This window comes from Paraburkholderia sp. BL6665CI2N2 (assembly GCF_004366535.1).
In the GTDB taxonomy this organism is placed as follows: domain Bacteria; phylum Pseudomonadota; class Gammaproteobacteria; order Burkholderiales; family Burkholderiaceae; genus Paraburkholderia.
Map to the genome: position 1 here is coordinate 236864 of NZ_SORC01000003.1, position 19244 is coordinate 256107.

Below are 19244 nucleotides of genomic sequence, written 5' to 3' on the forward strand. Positions count from 1 at the left end.
AATAGAAGAAACATACAGCGGAAATTTTCAAGCTAGATGTCGCCTCAACGAATGGATTCAGGCGGCTTTTTGCTCCTGTTGGTGGGGGCGTCGAATGAGTTCAGACTTGTCGGTCTGATCGGGATTCAGATAGACCGTGTGTACGCGCGTCCAGTTTCGCGTGGGGCCTTTCCATCGTAGAGGGTTGCGCTGCCTTGCCGCCTCATAAAGCGTCGCGCGGCGATCCAGAATCTGCTGATCGAGGTTGGCGTGCCGCTGTGCCGGCGTGACGAAGCGGATCGCGCTGTGACGATGCTCGTGGTTGTACCAGCGCACCAGCCCGGTGACCCAGGTGCGCGCGGCAAATAGGGTGTCGAACGGCCTTGAGCGGATAAGCAGGCCGGTACTTCAGTGTTTTGAACAGCGATTCCGAAAACGGGTTGTCGTTGCTCACGCCCGGTCGACTCAATGACGGCATGACACCCAGAGCCTGCAGGGTGGCGAGCATCGTCGCACCTTTCATCGGACCGCCGTTATCCGAATGCAGAATCACCTGGTCGGGCTGTATCGCTTCGCGTGCGCAAAGGTCCCTGAGGACTTCGCTGGCCAGCACGCTGCTTTCCTCGGCATAGACCTGCCAGCCGACGATCATCCGACTGAATACGTCCATGAACAGATAGAGATAGAAATACTGCCCACGAACCGTCGTCGGCAAGTAGGTGATGTCCCAGCTAAACAGCTGATTGGGCGCGTCGGCACATACTGCGCGAGGCTTGCTGCGGGCGCGGGCTGGTCGTTCACTGCGCCGATGAGCAAGCTGATTCTCTTCACGCAGCACCCGGTAGAACGTCGATTCTGAGGCGATGTAGCGCTGTTGGTCGGCCAGGCGAGGCACGATCTGGCTAGGTGGCAGATGAGCGAATTCGGCTGAGTTGGCCACCGCCAGCAGTTCGGCGCGTTCCTCTGCAGACAGCTTGTGGGCGGGCTCATGGCGGCGCAAGGTGCGGCCATCGACCGCGTCAGGACCGCCGCCTTGCCAGCGCTGCGCGGTGCGCGCGCTCAGCCCCAGCATGGCACACGCACGTGCCTGGCGAGCCCCGGCTGTGGTCGCCTCGCTGATCAGTTCGTTCAATGTCGCGCGCTCTTCAGGGGAAGTCATTCGTCCTCGCCCCCGAACAGCGCCTGATACTTTTTTGAGAGCACGAGCAACGCGGCTGCCTCCGCCAGTGCGCGGTCCTTGCGCTTCAGTTCGCGCTGCAATTGCACATTGGCCTGTTTCAGCTCACGCACCTCTGAGGCGTTTGCGCGTGGGCTGCCGGCGGCGCCGGCAGAGCAGAACTGCGCGCGCCACTGGAACAGATGATGGACAAACAGGCCCCGTTCGCGACACCACGCGTTCAGTGCTTCGTCGTTCAGTCCATGGCTCTGTTGCAAGGCCAGCAGGCGCTCTTCCAAAGACCAGTCTTCCGGGCGCCGTGCATCGACTGCCCCCGTGTTGCGGCTTGCGGCGTTAGACACCCGGATCCACTTCCTCAAGGTTAATACGTTCATGTTCAGTTCCGCGGCAACCGTTCCTACGGACCGGTTGCCGCGTTGCAGGACCTTCGCGAGTGCCTGCTCCCTGAATTCAACAGAATACGTCTGTTTGGCCTTCAATCTGCACCTCTGAGTTTTTCATATTAAAAAATTCAGAGGCGACATCTATTGTGACGCCGGGGGTACAGTACGCCCAGCCAACGTAGCCCGCCCACATGGGGGTGAAGTTGCTTGAGCATGTTTGGAATGCAGGACCCGGTAGATTTGAAGTTGCGGTACCGGGGCATGCCCTTTCTCTGCTGCGAGAGAAAGTGAGCCGAAGCGGCGGTGACTTGCTGGACACTGGCAAGGTGACGAAGTCCGTGGGAAACGGAGCTTGCGGCGAAGCGGTTACGCCAAGATGAGCTTCTAGGCTGAGCATGGGACGGTTGAGGGACACGAACCTATTGAAACGCATCTGAGGGTTGAATCGTCACCCCTGCCTACACCGCTTAAGAGGCAGGACGCGGATCGGCACCGGTCATACGTATGGACTGGTGCCGCGAACGCTGGCTGGAGATGTATGCCGGCCAGTTGGAATCACGGAGCGCGCGCAGCTAGACCGTGGTGTCTGCGACGACTTGCGGCAAGCAAGGATAAAGACTGCGATAGGCAACCTCGCCCGTGCGCTGAGTCCAGCATGTGAACTGGGGAAGGCTTGCATAAATGTCAAGGGAGTGTGCCCCCGATGATATGCAGGCTGGCGGAGCCTCCGTACTAGTCCGAGGCCGGGAAAGCCGGCTACATGGCGAAGGGAGGCAGTTGAAGTGGTTTGCTGGGTTGATTAGCTGACCATAGTGAGGTGAAGACCTTTGATAATCAGTGAAAGGCAAAGCAAACTGCCGACATGGTCGACGGAGGACAAAGAACGCAAGTTCGATCGACTTCTGAGACTGATTGCCGACAGGGTGGCTGAGCGAAGCGGCTCGCATTACGCTGGCTCCCAGCGGGGCTCGCACGCCAGGCGTGGACGGTGTCAGCAAGCGCATGATGGAGGAGAATCTCCAGCATGAATTGACGACGATACGCGACGAATTGTTGGCGGGCTCGTATAGTCCGCTACCGGCGCGCCGCGGAGGATGTCGTCGAAGCCCGTCCAGCGCCTCTGATGGCGCTCCACCAGCTTCGGCTCGAACGCCCCCTGACGGTCGCGCGGGATGTTGAGCGGCAACTCGCCACCCCCCCCCTGCAGCGTCTTGGCGCTATGACCATTACGGGTGTTGCCCGTGGCATTGGTCACCGCTTCGCTCTTGCCATGGCCCAGGTGTTCGGACATCTCCGTCTCTAACGCACGCTCCACCAGCATCTTGGTCAGCTGCTTGAGCAGGCCGTTCTGTAAGCGCCAAATCTGCCACACATCGTTAGGTCTCGCGTTACCGGGTAACATGTTTCACATCGATAGTTACCGGGTAACGACAGTGAGGAGGTGGGAGATGACGCAAACGACGGCGCAGCGGCAAGCGGCTTATCGGGCAAGGCGCGAGACGGCAGGCAAGGACGGCAACGGTGATCGACGTCTGGATATGTGGGTGAGTACAGAAGCCTATCTTGCTTTGACACGGTTGGCTTGCCGTTACTCGGTAACGAAGCGTCAGATGCTGGAACGACTGATCACGCGGGCAGACGACGCGATCGTGCGCCGACTCGATCCCGACTCGGAACAGTGGGGCCAATACTTCGGCCAAGCGCGGTAGCGACGTGCGTTACCCGGTAACGGGCTGCTGCTTGGCGAAGTTGAACGGTAGTAGGTCGCTAATATCGGCGTCCGGAGCACGCTGCGGCAGTTCGGTCAGCACGTGCAGCAGATAGGCATGCGGCTCGACGCCACAGGCTCGACACGTGAGCATCAAGCTGTAGATCATCGCGCTCGCTTTCGCGCCGTCGACCGTATCGCTGAAGAGCCACGATTTTCTCGCGGTGGCAAACGGCCTGATGTCCCGCTCTTATCCACGTAACCGAATTATGCAGAGTCCTACTTTCTGCGCCTTGCCGTCAGTCGTGCGTCCGACCGCCCTGGGGCCGGACGTCTCTCTTGAGGAGCTTCAGCAACGCAATACGTTCATGCTGTACGGTTAATGAGGGCGACCCACCAAGCAAGCATAATTACAGTCCGTCAAGAAAGTCGAGAATGTCTTTCGGCGGACAAAACCGGTGCTGTTTGAATTGCGGTGCTTGAATGGAGTTCAGTGCCCGCTGTTTCATGGCGAGATCGGCTTCGATGTACATATGGGTGGTGGCGGTACTTTCATGGCCAAGCCACAAGGCAATCAACGTGACGTCTACACCAGCCTGAAGCATATGCATGGCCGTGGCGTGTCGCCAATGTCGTTGAAGACATTGAGCAGAGATTTTTTTGGTTGGCGGTCGCGGCAACCAGCGCATCGCCATGTCGTCGGACCTGATCCGCGACCGGTAATCAAAAAAATGTTTGTGCTAAACCGCTCCACAGGCGGTGGCCGCTATGGGCATTGAATGACCGCCGCAGTAATTTGTGATGTCTTGCAGGGGCGACCACACACGGACTTCCGGAGAGAGTGGGAAGCATCACGTGTAAAGGAAGCGGGAATGTGCGGGTGAATTGGCAAATCACCCGCCATTTTGGAGTACGCTGGTGCGCGAGCAGATCGAAGGCACGAGTGCAGCCGCGTTGGCCTAGTCAGGAAAGGCGAACGTGTACGGAAACAGGTGCGGTGGCAACTAGCGCGCATGGGTGGGACCTGGCGGGGCTCGTGGAAGGCTGCCGGGTATGTCTTCGATGCGGAGCATGTGTCCCTTGCCACATACGGGACAGTCGCGCAGTGACTTTCCGGTGAGTCGCTGGTAGCGGTCACGGTAGTCTTCCCGGGGCTCGGCTGCGGCAGCGGCGGGAGCCTCGATACCGAGCATCTGCCTGCAGGTGGCGAGCTTGTCGGCACGGTGGCAGTTGGCGAGCCACCCGTAGCTGCGAATGCGCTTGAAGCCGTCAGGCAGCACATGCAGCAGGAAACGACGGATGAACTCGTCGGCCGTGAGCGTCATGGTCCTTTGTCTGGACTCGTGCCGGTAGTCCTTCCAGCGGAACTGCACGGTGTGCCCGTCGAAGGCGAGCAGCCGGTTGTTGGAGATGGCGACGCGGTGGGTGTAGCGGCCCAGGTAATCGAGCACGTGTTCGGCACCGCCAAAGGGTGGCTTGGCGTAGACCACCCACTCCGCCCGTGCCGCGGGTGCAAGCCAGGTTGCGAATTCGACGGGATCGCTCAGGGATTCGAACTGACCGTGCAGGCGCAGCCCGCCGGCGTCATAAGCGCGGCGCAGCTGTTCGAGAAACAGGCGGCGAAAGAGCCGTGACAGGACCCGCACGGACAGGAAGAAGCCGGGACGGCAGGCGATCCAGCGCTCGCCGTCCGGGGAGATGCCGCCGCCCGGCACAACACAATGCACATGAGGGTGATGCTGCAGATTCTGTCCCCACGTATGCAGGATCGTGAGGAAGCCGATCTCGGCGCCCAGGTGCTTCGGATCGGCGGCGATCGTGCGCAACGTTTCGGCGCTGGCGCGAAACAGCAGATCGTAGAGCGTCCTCTTGTTCTGGAACGCGAGAGCGGCGATGGATTCGGGAAGCGTGAAGACGACATGGAAATACTCGGTCGAGGGGAGGAGCTCCGCATGCCGGCGTTCGAGCCATTGCGCGCGGGCGAGTGACTGGCACTTCGGGCAGTGCCGGTTACGACACGAGTCGTAACTGATGCGCTGATGGCCGCATGCATCGCACTGCTCGAGATGGGCGCCAAGCGCTGCGGTACGACACAGCTCGATGGCACTCATCACGCGTCGCTGTACACGACTGAGCCCCTCGGCATGGGATAGCCGAAAACTGGGCCCACACTGGCGGAAAATGTCCGCCACTTCGAGCGCCGGCCGCATGACTGCGCTCAGAAGTACTCGGGCGCAGGTGGCGGGGATAGAATGGGTGCAGGGTGCGGCAGCAGATCGAAGGGACTGGTGGTGGCGCACACAGTGCTGGTGGCCAACTTCAGGTACCGGGACGTTGTCGAAAGGGACCTATGGCCCATCAGCAGCTGGATCCGGCGCACGTCAGTACCGGCTTCCAGCAGATGCGTGGCGAACGCGTGTCGCAAAGAATGGGGTGTCACGGGTTTGGTGATGCCGCTGCGCTTGCGTGCAAGCCCGCATGCGTCGCCCACGGCATGGCGGGTGATGGCCCGCCCCGGAATGCTGCCTGGAAAGAGCCATTCCTTCGGATGGGCGTCCTGCCAGTACAGCCTCAGGATCTCGAGTAGCCTCGGCGAGAGCATTACATGCCATCCTTATGGTTCTTCCCCTGGTTCACACGAATAACCATGCGCTTGCTGTCGATATCGGTGACCTTCAGATGCACGACTTCCGACACCCGCAGTCCGGCGGCGTACGCGGTCATCAGGATGGTGCGGTGCTTGAGACTGGCGATCGACTCGAAGAAGGTGGTGATCTCCTCCAGGCTGAGGACGACTGGCAGTCGGAACGGCGTCCTCGGCAAGGGAAAGTCCTCGTCACTCCAGTCGCGTTTGAGCGTCACGCGGTAAAGAAAACGCAGTGCACCGATCGTTGCGCCGAGACTGGCGGGTGCCAGCTTGCGCTCTTCGAGGAGGTAGACGAGCCAGGCCCGGATCTCGTCGGGACCCAGCAGTTCGGGCGAGCGGCGGAAGTGCCGGGCGAAACTGCGTACCTGAATCAGATAGGACTTCTGGGTATTATCCGCAAGGTTGCGGATCTGCATGTCATGCAGCATGCGTTGGCGCAGTGGTGTCATGGCGAGCCTCCTGGAAGCAGTGGGTGGAATGCCCAACCGGGCGTTCACATACTGCTCCTGGCGACACCGCTCACCACCTCGCTGGGGTTCAGCGTCAGACAACCCTCTTCATGAAACGCCAGCCATAGACCTGTGCCCACCTCCCCCTACCGCGTCAGCGGTTTAGTACTATACGGAATATGTGATTTGGCTCATATCCCTTATTCCGAGTCGCTGTTCAAGACCCTGGAAGACCGGCCCGCTTACCCGCTCAAGGCGTTCGACACCTTGTTTGCAGCACGCGCCTGGGTGGGCGCACTTGTGCGTTGGTACAACCACGAACATCGTCACAGTGCGATCCGGTTTGTGACGCCGGCGCAGCGTCATGCCAACCTCGACCAGGACATTCTTGATCGACGCGTAGCGCTCTACGAGAGCGCCCGGCAGCGCAACCCGCTTCGATGGAAGGGACGCACGCGCAACTGGCAGCGTGTAGATGCCGTGCGTCTGAACCCGGATAGCATTGACAACCAGGGTGTCGCCCCGCAACGCCCTAACCAGGAGAGAAAGGCCGCCTGAAAATTTACTCGTTGAGGCGACAACTAGCTTGAAAATTTCCGGTCATGCAGCCAGAGTGCAGTCCCAGTCAAACGCGTTCGGTCGAGACAACGTCCCTGATAAGGTCCATGCCGACAAGGGCTACGACTACACTCGTTGCAGGCAGGCCGGTTTCGGCAAGCTGCAATCCGGTTCGAGCGAAGTCTCGATACCCACGTGGAATTGCTCTCATTCGCTTGCGCCATCATCTGCTCGAGATTCCTCGATCAGTTTTGTTGGAGACACCAAATGCCAGACGATCAAACGGGGATTCCGAGACTCCAAAGAACGAGAGCGATGGGTTGTCTGTCATTAGCTGATATGCGCGTCGGAGCGTCGGGAATCCGTCAGAGATTCCGAATGTAACCTTCGCCTCATCCGACGCAGGGCATGCGCCTACAAGCAATTTCACCTCGTCGAACTGTACTCCTTGTCCACGCAGCACCTCGCCAACCGACTTTCCCTCAAGTTCGTCAACTATTTTATCGCCAAAACAAAGTGGCACGTAAAGAACGTCATGAATGGTCGGCATTCCGTCGACCGCTATCATACTTCTCACACAGCGCATAGTTTCGTTTGGCGTGTCAAACTCGCGTAAAATCGGAATGGCGATTTTCCCTCGTGTCACCGAGGCTGCTGTAACCGATCGTTCAAGAGTATATCGCGACTCATCTTTGAAATTCGAAAATAAAAAGTCCTCAATATCAAAAACAAATCGTCGACTCTCTCGCACAAAAGTTCCACGCCCGGGCACCGCGTCGACGACGCCGGCGGACTGGAGATCGCACAATGCGCGTGCTATGGTTATCAAACTTACGCCGAATTCTTTTGCAAGTTCGGAAGCTGACGGCAAACGATCCCCCATCTCATATTGATGCTCCGCAACTCGCCGCTTTATCTCTTTTCGAATCCTTTCGTGCAATGCCCCAGCTATCGTCGTTCCAGGCATTCAGCTGTCCCCCAGAATGCGCAATACGGACCGCGAGTGCGGTCAAGGTCGGCCACTCCATTCGCGGAACACCTAGTCAACCATGCAGGAAGAATGAGGCGCTCTGTCGCATCCATGTGACGTGGCACTTCACGCGGCAAACCAATTAGAATTTCAACATTTACTAAAGACTCGTTCATTTAACATGTCTCTTCTGCTACTGGCGACCTGTCGGGCGCCGAATTCGACGAAATAGCGCGCATTTCTCTCACCCAACCTTATATTCGAGAATGTTTTGAATACCAATTGGGCCGCAGTATGTACCGCCTGTGTCTTGGAAGCCAGAGCTAAGATAAGCGCTTCTGGCTAGCACGTTGCGCGCATTGACGGCAAGCATGAGTCGGTCGATGGATGGTCGGTTCGACGCGATCCACCGAGCAGCCAGTTTGGTTGCTGCCTTACCGTATCCATTGCCTTGATATGATCGACCGATACGCAGGCTGTGCAACGTCACGACATTTGACGGTGCCCAATCCGGCAACGCGGCCTTTTCACGGAGGACAAAAAAACCAACTATTTCGTTCCGGGCCGCAATTGAAAACGGGTGCTCGAACTCGAGGTTTCGGCTGGTCTTTAGCTCCGAAAACACCACGTACAACGGATCCACAAACTGACTTTGCTCATGCTCCAGTGCGAGATGGGCGACGGTGCCCCCGTCAAAGCGAGATAATGCTATCAGCCTCGTTTCACCTGCTTCGATGACAGCAGTAGTAGCCTCTCGAGACACTCCCTCTGGAGTACGTCTGCCTGCGTGCAGGAACGTCGACTGTTGGCGGGACTCGCTACAGATCGGAGACGACTTTTCAATAAGGCCAGAAAGAACCTCATCGAGGGTTCGCCTCCCCCAAGCGTAGCGCGACCAGCCACTCAATTTCTGTGTTGGCACCACAACCGTTGGTTCTTGCCGAATTTGCTCGGACCAGCCGCCTATGGATGAGAGCCTGTTCTTTTCATTGTCGTAGACGGTTTCGACATAGCGGCTCCCCTCGTCGGGGAAAATCGCCAAGACCTTCTTGCCAGGGTTCTTACGTGCCCACCAATCGGCCACTTTATATGCTGCACCACTGGTTGGGCCCATAAACAGAGCGTGTTCACGATGTAATCGACGAGTTGCATCAAGCACCTCTGCGGCCGTCAGCCAATGAACCTCATCAAACTGACGGTGATCTAAGCTGCCAGGAACAATTTCGCCGCCTAGCCCGCTGCCATCCTCTAGATCTCCACCGGGCTGCCCAAACAAAACAGAATTTGGAGTATCGATACCAATGACATGCAATTCATGGAATTGTTCTCTTAGAAATCTAGCTGTACCGCACATTGACCAATCTGATTCAATGGCAACTACCAAACAGTCAAGCTTTCCCACTCTGTCGATTAGCAAGTCCGCGAATTTCCTATAAGCGAGTGAATTGACCGAGTCGGAGTATTGTGACGGCCAAAATCCGTCGGGGAGCTCCTTCAGATACTGGGCCAGCCTGTTTAACCGGGCCTGCAGAAGTCGCCCGCGGGTCGCTGGTTCATTGACAATGTCTACATGCGCACCAAGCTCGATAAGGCGCCTTTTAAGATGTGGATCAATCGTCCAGTCGCTTATCAATATGAGTTTGTAACCATATTTCTCAGCCAACATCGCCAACGCAAGACCGAAAGTACCAGAAGGAGACTCGCAGATGGTGGTGCACGGCTTCAACAGTCCCTGCTCCGCGGCCCATTCCAGCATGAACCGTGTCGGCAAAAGTTTCATAAAGAAAAAACTGGCGCCGGATAGGTTGTCGCTCAACTCAACGATTCGAGGATTTTCAAAATCCTCCTGATTGTGCGCTACAGTTCCATTAGACATTTCTTTCCCAGAGTACGCTCATTCAGTATTAAAGTCAAAATATAGCCGATCGTGCTTTTCCGAAAGGAGTTTTTTGGATTCCACTCGCTTATAAATCAAGCATCAATCAAAAATCGCTCCACAATGGGCAATCTGTAATCCGGCCGCACCGTGCCGAATGCCAATTTTATAAAAGTCGTGCAGTTGCGCCTTGGGAAGTAATTTTTCGCTAAGCCGAATGCTTACCGTCGAATCGCGACCAAGTAACGTACTATCGGACAGTTCGACCGCCGTGCGTAACAGAGCTCGGAGCAAGCGAAACGTTCGAACTCCATAGGACGGTGGCAAAGCATAGAAACCACACCACAATGCATCAAACCAATCTTCTCTTCAAAGTCCCGTGGAGCAACTCCTGCGAAATCCAATGGCTTTGCCCGTTTCCGTATTCTGTGGAGGCGACGTACGCCCTCGCTTTGGGCGCGCCGCGACGCTTCAAGGCGTGAATCGGCCGTATCTCGCACGGACGAGAGTCGGTGACCGGTCGCCACGGCACGCTTCAGTAAGTTGAGAGTCGCAAGAGGCGCGCCATGTACCGAGCGGCTAGCAGGAAACCCAAGCTGGGCTCCGTAACGTCGCAAATGCGACGAAGCAGACGGAGGACGTGGCGGTTGTCCGACAATCATCCCGACAAGGCTTCCGATCAACCTGGATGGCGATGCCGTTTCGCGCCACAGATATATACCGTATGTATGAGCGGATGTGCCGCGTGCCCCAAACGGACGCGAGCCGCTTACGGAGTGCACCGGTCGAATACTGCCATCCATGCGACTCCATAGCGGTACCGGCCCAACGCTGCAACAGCGATGCTGATTATAAGGTTTCTTAATATGGCACGATACATGCAGCCGTTTATCCGAGAACACATTACTAACCGAGGTGAAGCCATTGTCGTCCGCAAAATTAATTTCTAGTTACACCGTAGTCAAAGTGCCTGTGCCGCAACTTCGACCAAGCGAGAACATTAATCCCGGCCGTGCTAGCACGCTAACCAAAATGATCGCCGAAAGCGGGCGGTGGACCGAGCCCATTCTGGTCGAACACCGCCATCTTGTTGTCATGGATGGCCATCATCGCCATTTTTGCGCCAAGGCACTAAGCCTATCGTATATTCCGTGCATCCTGCTTTCCTACGATGATCCAAATTTGGACGTGACCTACTGGTCCGATCCTGCGCCCGTTGCTGTCGACCAAATCATCCAGGCTGGCCTCTCCGGGAATCTGATGAGCTTCAAGACCACTCGACACAGGGTAAAGATCACACTGCCAAGCTGCTCAATCGAGCTAGATGACCTGAGATGAGGGACCACCCATGATCCAAGAATACTTTGTCGACAGACCGGAACCCCTATTCAGCAAGTGGATGCGCGATTTGCTGAACGGCCAATCCGAACCAAGGCTTGGGTCGACGGGTTCCAACCGCCGTTGCGTATCGTATATCCAGACCAACCCACCAAAAACTACCTCCAATAGCGGAACGAATTGCGCGAAAGCTATAGGAACAGTCACGTCCAGTTTGCGCCTAAGGCATGCAAGTCCAATTCGTTCCTGCGAGCAGCCGCAGTGGCTGGCGCCGGGGCTGACGCCTCATCGACCGAGGGAGATAATTTCGGCCGTTGTGAACTTGACTTCCGCGGAGCGTATGTCAATGACCGGTCCTGCAAAGTCCAATTATGAAAACAGTCTCCGCATATGTCATAAAGTGACGATTCACGTCGACCGCATCGGAGATGCTAAACGCATTCCCGTATTGACCGGCAAGGTTGGAACTGCCCGTTCGTTTGAATCCGTCCCGAAGGCGAACCAAGCTCGCGGTTTGGAATGTCCGCGGATTAACGGCCTGACGCCCGGTGGCATCGACATCGGCAAGGGATGCCAGATGTGCTTGTTCATGAACTCGGGACGGAGCGAAACACCCAGCTGCAGTGACCCAAACCGCGCATACCGAGTCGTCAGATCAAAGCTTTCTGCAGTACCACCTGCTCCCGGTCCTACTGTAGCCAGGACGACCACTTCTCGACCCGTGTGTGATCTGTGCCTTCGATGTGACCGACGTCGGGAATCTTGGAGGCAGTCGATTCGCAGAGGTTCTTGATGGCATGGTTCGGAAACTTGGTTTGGTGGCGGTTTCGTGCCTGTTCTGCGGCGAAGAAGCGAGCGGTGCCGCCATAAGACGCATCACTTTCTTGCCGGACGCAGTTGTCTGGAATCCGACATCATTCCGTGGCGCGGGCTGGCAATCTGGGGTGGCGTTGCCCCGAGCGATCTCGTCAGCTTCACGACACCGCCGACTATCAATGGATTCGAATGAAAATTCGTTTCACCAGATTCTCGTACTAAAAAAGGATAACCGCTTTCCGCCTCTTTTGAATTTTGAGTGGGTAGGTTTGGCGGGTGAAGGACGGACGTAAGGCCGGCGAAGCGAATCCTTGAGGCGCCCAGAATTGATAAGCTGAGCCGTGGCTGGTTGCGGCAGAATGCGGCAACCAGCCACGCAAGACAAGCAACCATGACGAATCAACTGTTCGAATCCGCTCTTGGAATAACCGCGCCCTGGTACGTTCAAGGCGTTGACTTTGATGCCGCCCAGCATCAACTCACCATTGCCGTGGACTTCGTCGCGGGCACCCGGTTTGCCTATGCTGGAGTTGCCGGTGAGCATGCTGTCCACGACACGCAAATCAAGCGTCTGCGTCACCTGAATTTCTTTCAACACGAGTGCTTCCTGGAAGTGCGGGTGCCGCGTGTGCGCTTGCCCGATGGCTCCGTGCGGTTGGTCGAACCTGACTGGGTCGGTCAACTCAGCGGCTTTACGCTGCTGTTCGAGGCACTTGTACTGATGCTCGCCCAGCAGATGCCGTTTGCCGCTGTCGCGCGTGCCGTCAACCTGTCGTGGCATCGAGTACACACCATCTGTTCGCGGTATGTGGAGCTGGCACTCGCGGCGGCTGACCTGTCTGAGGTGACGGCAGTGGCGATTGACGAAACCTCGTATCGGCGCGGTCATGAGTATCTGACGCTGGTAGCCGATATGCAGGCGCGGCGGGTCGTGTTCGCCACGACCGGCAAGGATGCCAGCACGATTGAACGCTTTGCGGCCTATCTGGGCGAACACCGTGGCACGTCCGAACAAATCTGCTCAGTCAGCATCGACATGTCGCCGGCTTTCATCAAAGGCGTCAATGAACATCTGCCCGACGCGCGAGTGACCTTCGACAAGTTTCACGTCGTTGCTCACGCGTCCAAGGCGCTCGACACGGTGCGCAGGCAGCAACAGAAGGTCGACCCGCAACTCAAAGGCTTGCGCTGGACGCTGCTCAAAGACGCGAACAAACTGAATCTCGCCCAACTGACCGACCTCGAGGCGCTCGTCAGTCAGTACACCACCAAGCGCACGGCCCGGGCGTGGCTGTACCGAGAGCAGCTGCGCGACATTCTCGAGCGCAAGCAAATCAATGTCGTGTCGGCGATGTTGCACCAGTGGTGTACGAATGTCATGCGCTCGAAGGTCGAACCGATGAAGGACGTCGCGCGACTGATTCGCCGACACTTCGAGGGCATTGTTGCCTGGACTCAGACGCGCCAGACCAACGGCTTCATCGAAGCCATCAACGGCCTGTTTCAGGCCGCCAAACGCAAAGCACGCGGGTACGCTCGCTTCGAAACCATGCGTACTGTCCTGTTCCTCATCGCCGGGAAACTCGACTTATCGCGCTTTAACGAGCATGCCCGTTGAGCCCCGTTACCCACTCCGTTTTCAAAAGAGCCCGCTTCCGGCATCCGGTCGGATGGCATTTAGTAGTCGACAAAAACTTCCTCAAAGGGAGGATAAACAGATGATCGTTAATAGCATCCTTGATACTATCGGAAACACGCCGCTGCTGTTCATCTCTTTACGCGGCGGTGAGATCGATCTCTATCTCAAACTGGAAATGTTTAACCCAACTGGCTCTATGAAGGACCGCATGGCGCTAAGCATGATCAACAGCCGCCCAAATGAGGCCGTTGTTGACATTGTGGAATCCTCATCAGGAAATACGGCGAGTGCGTTGGCCATGATCTCAGCGGTACGCGGAATCAACTTCACCGCATTGATGGACTCCCATGCTAGCCCCGATAAGATCCTTACCGTGCGTGCATTGGGCAGCAACGTCCGGACGGTTGGCAGTGGCGATGGTGCCCTAGCCACGGACGTACGTGACCGAGAAGCTATGCGAATGTCGGCGGAAGAGGACGCCTACTGGACTGAACAACACAACAATCCGGCTAACTCTGCCGGTTACGTCGGGCTAGCCGCTGAATTGCTCGACGATCTCGGCCCAACAATTTCGCATCTTGTGTGCGCTATCGGTACCGGTGGGTCGCTTTGCGGTACTGCGCGTCACCTGAGGCGGCATATTCCTAGCATCCAAGTAATTGGTGTTGAACCAGCTGGAAGTGTCATTTTTGGCGGTCAGGGTGCGCAATACCACCAATCGGGCACTGGCACGCCTGAAGGCGCGGAAGTGGGCGTGGTGATTGACTACAACGTAATAGATTCGGGTCGAAAAGTGAGAGACGACATGGCCTTCTCGATTTGCCATCATTTGGCCCAGCGGCATGGCTTACTGGTCGGCGGATCGACCGGGGGGGCGATCTACGAGGCGCTTAGCGTGGCTCGCGAAGCACCGATAGGATCGCGCATCGTAACACTAGCGTGCGACAGTGGCACGAAGTACTTGGACACTATTTTCAATCAGGATTGGCTGTCAACTCACGATATTCAAATAATCGACGTTGAGAAGCACTTTGCAGATCTTTTCGCGGACGCGCCATCTTCACCGTAGTCCTAAACTGCAATAGCCTAGACTAAATCTGACAGTGGTCGGTTTCTGGTGCTGTTGCGCGTGGGCGCGGAGGACGTAGTCCGAAGCGGCGACGCGCGCGGCGAACCGCATGGAGTCCACCATGACTCAGGAACAGAAAGTCATCCGCGCCAAGGTCGGCATGCTCGAACTGGCGTGGCAACTGGGCAATGTCAGTCAGGCATGCCGGGTACCTGAACTGGTACAAGTGCGTTTCATACTGCCCAACCTCGCTATGTTATTGATAAATCTAGAGAGCCCTCGTTGGTATTGTGGAGTGTCCGCGCCGTGCGCGAGCCCGCCCGACGAGTTCCGTAACTGCGTCCCCGGTCAGCGGAGCGCGATTGAAGATCCACGGCCCGTTGGGGGTTCTGGTGCAGATAGGCGGTGCAGACGAGACTTTGTTATAAATAGGCTACCTAATCAAACAGACAGGACGGCCTCCCAGACTGCGGGCGCAGCGGTATCTTTGAGGCCGAGCTTCGCGAGACTGAATTGGCCTTTGCGAATACGATGTACCAACTCAATACCTGAGAGAGTGATCGCTGCGTTCCTGAAACGTTTGAAACCAAGCATGACTTTCGTCCGGGACTTGACGTTGCGGTGGTCCTGCTCGACCAGATTGTTGAGATATTTTGAGGATCGGACCTTCGTGTCCTCAGGCAGCAAGCCATCGGCCTTCATCTCGCGCACGGCGCGGTGCGAGGCCGCATAGCCGTCAAGCGTGATGGTCTTCGGTGGCTGGCCTTGATGTTTGATCGCCTTCCTGAAAAAGGCTTTTGCTGCCTCCACGTCGCGCTTTGCACGGAGCATGAAGTCAACCGTCAGGCCAGCGCGATCAACCGCTCGATAAAGGTAAACCCACTTACCACGAATCTTCAGGTAGGTCTCATCGACACGCCACGACTGGCCAGTGGGCCTGCCAAAGCGGTTCCACCGTTTGACGAACTCCGGCGCAAAGTGCCGCACCCAACGCAGGATCGTCGTGTGCGCCAGCGCCACGCCCCGTTCCGCCATCATTTCGACCAGATCGCGCAGGCTAAGCTTGTAGCGCAGGTACCAGCGAACACACAGAATGATCACATCGCGGTCAAAGTGGCGGCCGGCGAACAGTTCGTCCAGCCCCTTCAGCTTGCTCATCGTCGGTTCTCAATTCGTTCGGCCCCACACCTTAACCGATTCGCCCCCGCGCCATTTGCACCGGAGCCAGCTCAGGCGCCCGCCCGGCGCTGCGGTACTGCCTTTGATGTTCGGCGCGGTCGCCAGAGAGATCTGACAGTTAGTTGCGTCTAGTCCTCTTTTGCCGATCGACAACGGCGAGATCTTCCCCGGATCGGGCAGGGCATCCACCACATTCGTAGCATGGTTTATTAGGCCGACGACCTGCGGAATTCGAGAATTGCGCTTTCCATTCGCAAGCGGCAAGCCCCTGCGCGGCATCGAATCCGTCATCGGCAGATCAATGCCGTCATCAAGCAGTAGCGCATTGATGAGGGACCCGAGATGAGCCTTGCGCGCCTATGTAGGCGCAAACGCCGTTGGGTCCATCGTCGACCGCCCGTCGCGCGTTGGGCCTTTTCGTACGCCGCCACCGCTTGTCGTGAGCGGGTCATCAAAAAGGGGGCGATTACAGATCACCCGCCGCATTCTGAGCCACGTTCTACCGTGGGGCCTCCAGCGGATCCCGCACCACGGTTTGTGGAGTGCACGTAGGCAGCAGCCCCAATTCGTCGTTTTCCTGCAACTGCCCGACGCGCCACCAATACCGCCCAATGTCCGCGTCGATCGCGTGACGGACTACCGCAACTGCCAGGGATCACTCACCAAGCAGGTCTTCGCGCGACTGATCGCTAATGCCCGTTGGAAAGTAGTGAAAAGAAACAGTGATTAAGAACCGACACTTATTGCTCGATTGCCCCGACACTTATTCGACTTTGCATGACTGTTGATGTGGACAAGGTTGCCCGACGACGCGCGCGAACACCGCAATGCTGCGGATTTCTGCGTTTGGATGTGCTGGATACGCGCTCACCGTGCCAGTCGGCCGCTGCACGGCCCATCCGGACGTGCCCGTTCCTCGCGGCAAGCGGGTCGTCAGAGAAAACACGTGAAGATAGAACTATCGGGGAGGTACCAGCTGCTGGCGCGCAAGCCTGAAACAAGCGTCACGGTCGAGGGAAGGATTGTTCTGCTTGATCTGGCCGGCCCGGATCTGAACCTGGCGCTCGAACTCGGCGGCAAGACCGGCGTCTCCGTCATCCGGCGCCGACCGCGCCGGGTCGGGGCATTTTGACACGCGATTTTTCAGGCTTTCGAGCCACAATTGGCCACGCGCATTTTCGCGCGTGTTGCGACGGCACTGTTTGGCGTCAGCGGCTGTACGCAGTTGCTGGCGCAGCGCAGCCTTGCTGCGCTCGTGCCGCAACCACTTGGCGAGGCCGAATGCGCCAAACAGTGCTTCCGATAGATATCTGATTGCGGCAAGCCCTTTAAAGCTACCGTCCTCCCCGCGCTCGCAGCGTGATCGCGCCGAGGTCAACCCCGCTGCCTGCAGGTCACGCGTCGCGCGCTCCGCACGACGCATATCAAGCCCGGCTTGCCCGGCGAGAAAGCGCAGCGTCACGTTCTGCATCCCGCGTCCCACTGACGGGACACCTACGCGCATGGTCACCAGATCGAGGTATTTGAGACTCGCGCGCAGCAGCTGCACGCAGGCAACGCTTCGTTCAGTCCGTTGCTGGCGTGTCGAGCCGTTTGCCCGGTTCAGACTCGGCAACCAGTCATCCGGCGCGTCGAGATAGCGTCCAAGGCGGTGCATGAGTTCGGTCAGCACACGTGGAATCCCGCCCGCCCCTGTCCTCGGAGGGGTGGGTAGCCCGGGCGGGAGTGCCGCGACCCGACGAGCATGCAGGTGACCGGACATTCCGGGGCAGATGCAGCGTAGGATCAGAAAACCGGGCAGCGAAACGCCCTTCGCCGGCGTCGCCTCATCGAGCGCAGTGTCGCAGACATTGCGTCAGGAACGGAAAGGCACCGTCTGGCCCCTTTGGGAAGTCGTCGATTCATGGGTCACTCATCTTTTGCGATCAAACGCTCACCGACGACGCTTGACACCGAATGAGTAATTGCTAGAATCGACTTCAGTCACTGAAGTTGATGCATCTAGCACTCTTTTCGGTGCTGGCTGTCGTCAAGAACTACCCTCGCTGCCAGGCGAGGGTTTTTCTTTTGTGAGTTCCGATTTGTCGTGCGCTATGCACTCCTGCTGAACATAGAAATAATTTCCGGTCGATGCGGAGTCAGCAAGCCGCTTCTCACCTTGCAGTCTCCTGTTTCGATGACGATGCGCCCGCGGACGCATAGACTTCGTCCAAAGCATCGGCTGGACGGCCTAACGGTTTCGTAGCCTGACCCAACGACGGCGGCGGCAACTCCGGCATCTCTTCGCCGGCACGCCAGATCCATGACGGCATATCGCTGTTGTCGAGCAAGCTCGACAAAGCATCCTCGTCTTCCTGTTCCACGCCGGGCGGCTGCACATACAGCGCAACGGGCTTCGGTAACACATCAGCCAGCACCGCGCAGGCGAGCGGCTTGTTTTCCTCCAGGTTGTAACGAAGGCCCTTTACGAAGCGGCGCTTGTGCGCCGTGAGCGCATCGAGCATCAGCTTGTCGTAAGCGTGCTCGAATGGAATCCAGTTGGACGACACGACCATGAGGGCCAGCGTCTCGATCGTTGCGATCCCGGTCGGACTTAGCCCGAACGTTGCAATTAACACGAGGTGCGCCTCCTCAATGCTGTCCCACAGCGCCAGTTCATTCGCAAAACGCTTCTGCAGTCGCCGATGCAGATCCTCACTCAGCATGAACGGAAAGTCAGGAAGGTGTTTTGCGACGATCTTGAAGCCATAGCGCGACTCCACAATCTCCTTCACTTCTCCGATCGCGATCATCAGTTTGCGGGCTTTCCTGTTGATGGCCAGCTCTGCCATGTGAGCGATGCGGCGCTGTGCAATGCCTTCCGCATGCTCCAGCGAGAACGACTCTGGCACATACAGTGACCGCCCCAGCGGCTCCCCCCTGGACACCTTGCCGGCCGCAGCCTGCAGCAGAAATTTGCGCACGACGTACCATCTGCGCTTGCCCTCCATCGCCGGATACCAGCGATTCAGCCCAGCTTCTTCCCAGAGGTAGTGCAAGGTGCCGCGCAACGTCAGCTTTGCGCCGTCTGTGCGAACCGTGTCGGCCGCTACGCCTGAAGGTGCCGCCGCCGTTTTACCACCGGACTTCGACAGGCTGAAATCGAGCCTGAGCGTGGTAATACCGTCCTCGATGTTCTCCCGAATAGCCTCACCTTTCACCTCGCCCAGTCCGGAGAGTTCCGCCGGCGGCTCGTAGGACGCACAGTCCGGCGCATGTGCACCTCCCGTATTCGGCATGCGCTTGATCACATAGTGTGCGCCGACTTTTGCGACATACATCGGGACGCCGACCGGCGTACACATGCACAGTGGCCGAACCTTCTCGCCGTGCGCATCGGCAAGATACGTCTGCAGGTCGCCGGCATCAGCCGCAACAATCACGTCGTCGAATCGAAACTCGCTCATGGCGTTACCT

General features: G+C 57.7%; 11 protein-coding genes and 6 pseudogenes. 5 read left to right on the forward strand and 12 right to left on the reverse strand.

Annotation, left to right across the window (positions count from 1 at the left end; genetic code table 11):
• Positions 1-57: 57 nt before the first annotated feature.
• Together B0G81_RS42535 and B0G81_RS42545 are read right to left on the reverse strand one after the other, a co-directional pair.
• A pseudogene (locus B0G81_RS42535) lies at positions 58-1635 on the reverse strand (IS3 family transposase).
• Between the two features lie 1000 nt (positions 1636-2635).
• A pseudogene (locus B0G81_RS42545) lies at positions 2636-2887 on the reverse strand (transposase); the annotation flags it as partial.
• 100 nt (positions 2888-2987) lie between these two features.
• On the opposite strand from B0G81_RS42545, the gene B0G81_RS42550 reads away from it, so the two are divergent.
• Positions 2988-3248 carry a hypothetical protein gene (locus tag B0G81_RS42550; RefSeq protein WP_106285463.1) on the forward strand — a complete coding sequence of 87 codons (261 nt, stop codon included), beginning with the start codon at positions 2988-2990 and terminating at the stop codon, positions 3246-3248.
• 9 nt (positions 3249-3257) lie between these two features.
• Here the strand turns inward: B0G81_RS42550 and B0G81_RS42555 are convergent.
• The 5 genes and pseudogenes from B0G81_RS42555 to B0G81_RS45535 form a co-directional block, all read right to left on the reverse strand.
• Positions 3258-3497: pseudogene (locus tag B0G81_RS42555) on the reverse strand (transposase domain-containing protein); the annotation flags it as partial.
• Between the two features lie 160 nt (positions 3498-3657).
• A pseudogene (locus B0G81_RS42560) lies at positions 3658-3873 on the reverse strand (tyrosine-type recombinase/integrase); the annotation flags it as partial.
• Positions 3874-4251: 378 nt separating this feature from the next.
• Positions 4252-5457 (reverse strand): IS91 family transposase, encoded by a 1206-nt coding sequence (locus B0G81_RS42565; protein WP_134143982.1) that lies wholly within the window; start codon positions 5455-5457, stop codon positions 4252-4254.
• 8 nt (positions 5458-5465) lie between these two features.
• Positions 5466-5849 carry a tyrosine-type recombinase/integrase gene (locus B0G81_RS45530; RefSeq protein WP_279590558.1) on the reverse strand — a complete coding sequence of 128 codons (384 nt, stop codon included), beginning with the start codon at positions 5847-5849 and terminating at the stop codon, positions 5466-5468.
• Entirely contained in the window at positions 5849-6343 is a 495-nt protein-coding gene (locus B0G81_RS45535) for a site-specific integrase (RefSeq protein WP_258194093.1), read from the reverse strand. Before B0G81_RS45535 ends, B0G81_RS45530 begins: the two co-directional genes overlap by 1 nt.
• Positions 6344-6541: 198 nt before the next feature.
• Here B0G81_RS45535 and B0G81_RS42575 point away from each other — a divergent pair.
• Together B0G81_RS42575 and B0G81_RS42580 are read left to right on the forward strand one after the other, a co-directional pair.
• Positions 6542-6901, forward strand: a pseudogene (locus B0G81_RS42575) (integrase core domain-containing protein); the annotation flags it as partial.
• A gap of 94 nt (positions 6902-6995) precedes the next feature.
• A pseudogene (locus B0G81_RS42580) lies at positions 6996-7156 on the forward strand (IS5/IS1182 family transposase); the annotation flags it as partial.
• Here the strand turns inward: B0G81_RS42580 and B0G81_RS42585 are convergent.
• Together B0G81_RS42585 and B0G81_RS42590 are read right to left on the reverse strand one after the other, a co-directional pair.
• Positions 7125-7868: a GntR family transcriptional regulator gene (locus tag B0G81_RS42585; protein WP_106285468.1), complete on the reverse strand. Its 744-nt coding sequence runs from the start codon at positions 7866-7868 to the stop codon at positions 7125-7127. The pseudogene B0G81_RS42580 and the gene B0G81_RS42585 overlap by 32 nt on opposite strands.
• A 247-nt stretch (positions 7869-8115) precedes the next feature.
• On the reverse strand, positions 8116-9747 hold the full coding sequence (locus B0G81_RS42590) for a pyridoxal-phosphate dependent enzyme (protein ID WP_106285469.1): 1632 nt from the start codon (positions 9745-9747) through the stop codon (positions 8116-8118).
• A gap of 2545 nt (positions 9748-12292) precedes the next feature.
• On the opposite strand from B0G81_RS42590, the gene B0G81_RS42600 reads away from it, so the two are divergent.
• A complete protein-coding gene (locus tag B0G81_RS42600) occupies positions 12293-13519 on the forward strand; it encodes an ISL3 family transposase (RefSeq protein WP_106285471.1) in 1227 nt (408 codons plus the stop codon).
• A gap of 100 nt (positions 13520-13619) precedes the next feature.
• The gene (locus B0G81_RS42605; RefSeq protein ID WP_106285472.1) at positions 13620-14609 is read left to right on the forward strand and encodes a cysteine synthase family protein; all 990 of its coding nucleotides are present in this window, start codon (positions 13620-13622) and stop codon (positions 14607-14609) included.
• A 441-nt stretch (positions 14610-15050) separates the two neighbouring features.
• Here the strand turns inward: B0G81_RS42605 and B0G81_RS42610 are convergent, their stop codons facing one another.
• The 3 genes from B0G81_RS42610 to B0G81_RS42620 all read right to left on the reverse strand — a co-directional run bounded on the left by B0G81_RS42610 (position 15051) and on the right by B0G81_RS42620 (position 19234).
• The gene (locus tag B0G81_RS42610; RefSeq protein WP_134143984.1) at positions 15051-15767 is read right to left on the reverse strand and encodes an IS6 family transposase; all 717 of its coding nucleotides are present in this window, start codon (positions 15765-15767) and stop codon (positions 15051-15053) included.
• Positions 15768-16746: 979 nt separating this feature from the next.
• Positions 16747-17337, reverse strand: coding sequence for a hypothetical protein (locus tag B0G81_RS42615; protein WP_243856933.1), 591 nt, complete (start codon positions 17335-17337; stop codon positions 16747-16749).
• Positions 17338-17941: 604 nt separating this feature from the next.
• Positions 17942-19234, reverse strand: a complete 1293-nt coding sequence (locus B0G81_RS42620; protein WP_106285474.1) for a DUF1173 domain-containing protein — start codon at positions 19232-19234, stop codon at positions 17942-17944.
• Positions 19235-19244 lie beyond the last annotated feature (10 nt).

Coding starts and splice junctions, on each gene's coding strand:
- B0G81_RS42610 (WP_134143984.1), bottom strand. CDS start 15,767: ATGAGCAAGCTGAAGGGGCTGGACGAACTGTTCGCCGGCCGCCACTTT.
- B0G81_RS45535 (WP_258194093.1), bottom strand. CDS start 6,343: ATGACACCACTGCGCCAACGCATGCTGCATGACATGCAGATCCGCAAC.
- B0G81_RS42565 (WP_134143982.1), bottom strand. CDS start 5,457: ATGCGGCCGGCGCTCGAAGTGGCGGACATTTTCCGCCAGTGTGGGCCC.
- B0G81_RS42600 (WP_106285471.1), top strand. CDS start 12,293: ATGACGAATCAACTGTTCGAATCCGCTCTTGGAATAACCGCGCCCTGG.
- B0G81_RS42620 (WP_106285474.1), bottom strand. CDS start 19,234: ATGAGCGAGTTTCGATTCGACGACGTGATTGTTGCGGCTGATGCCGGC.
- B0G81_RS42550 (WP_106285463.1), top strand. CDS start 2,988: ATGACGCAAACGACGGCGCAGCGGCAAGCGGCTTATCGGGCAAGGCGC.
- B0G81_RS42590 (WP_106285469.1), bottom strand. CDS start 9,747: ATGTCTAATGGAACTGTAGCGCACAATCAGGAGGATTTTGAAAATCCT.
- B0G81_RS42605 (WP_106285472.1), top strand. CDS start 13,620: ATGATCGTTAATAGCATCCTTGATACTATCGGAAACACGCCGCTGCTG.
- B0G81_RS45530 (WP_279590558.1), bottom strand. CDS start 5,849: ATGCTCTCGCCGAGGCTACTCGAGATCCTGAGGCTGTACTGGCAGGAC.
- B0G81_RS42585 (WP_106285468.1), bottom strand. CDS start 7,868: ATGCCTGGAACGACGATAGCTGGGGCATTGCACGAAAGGATTCGAAAA.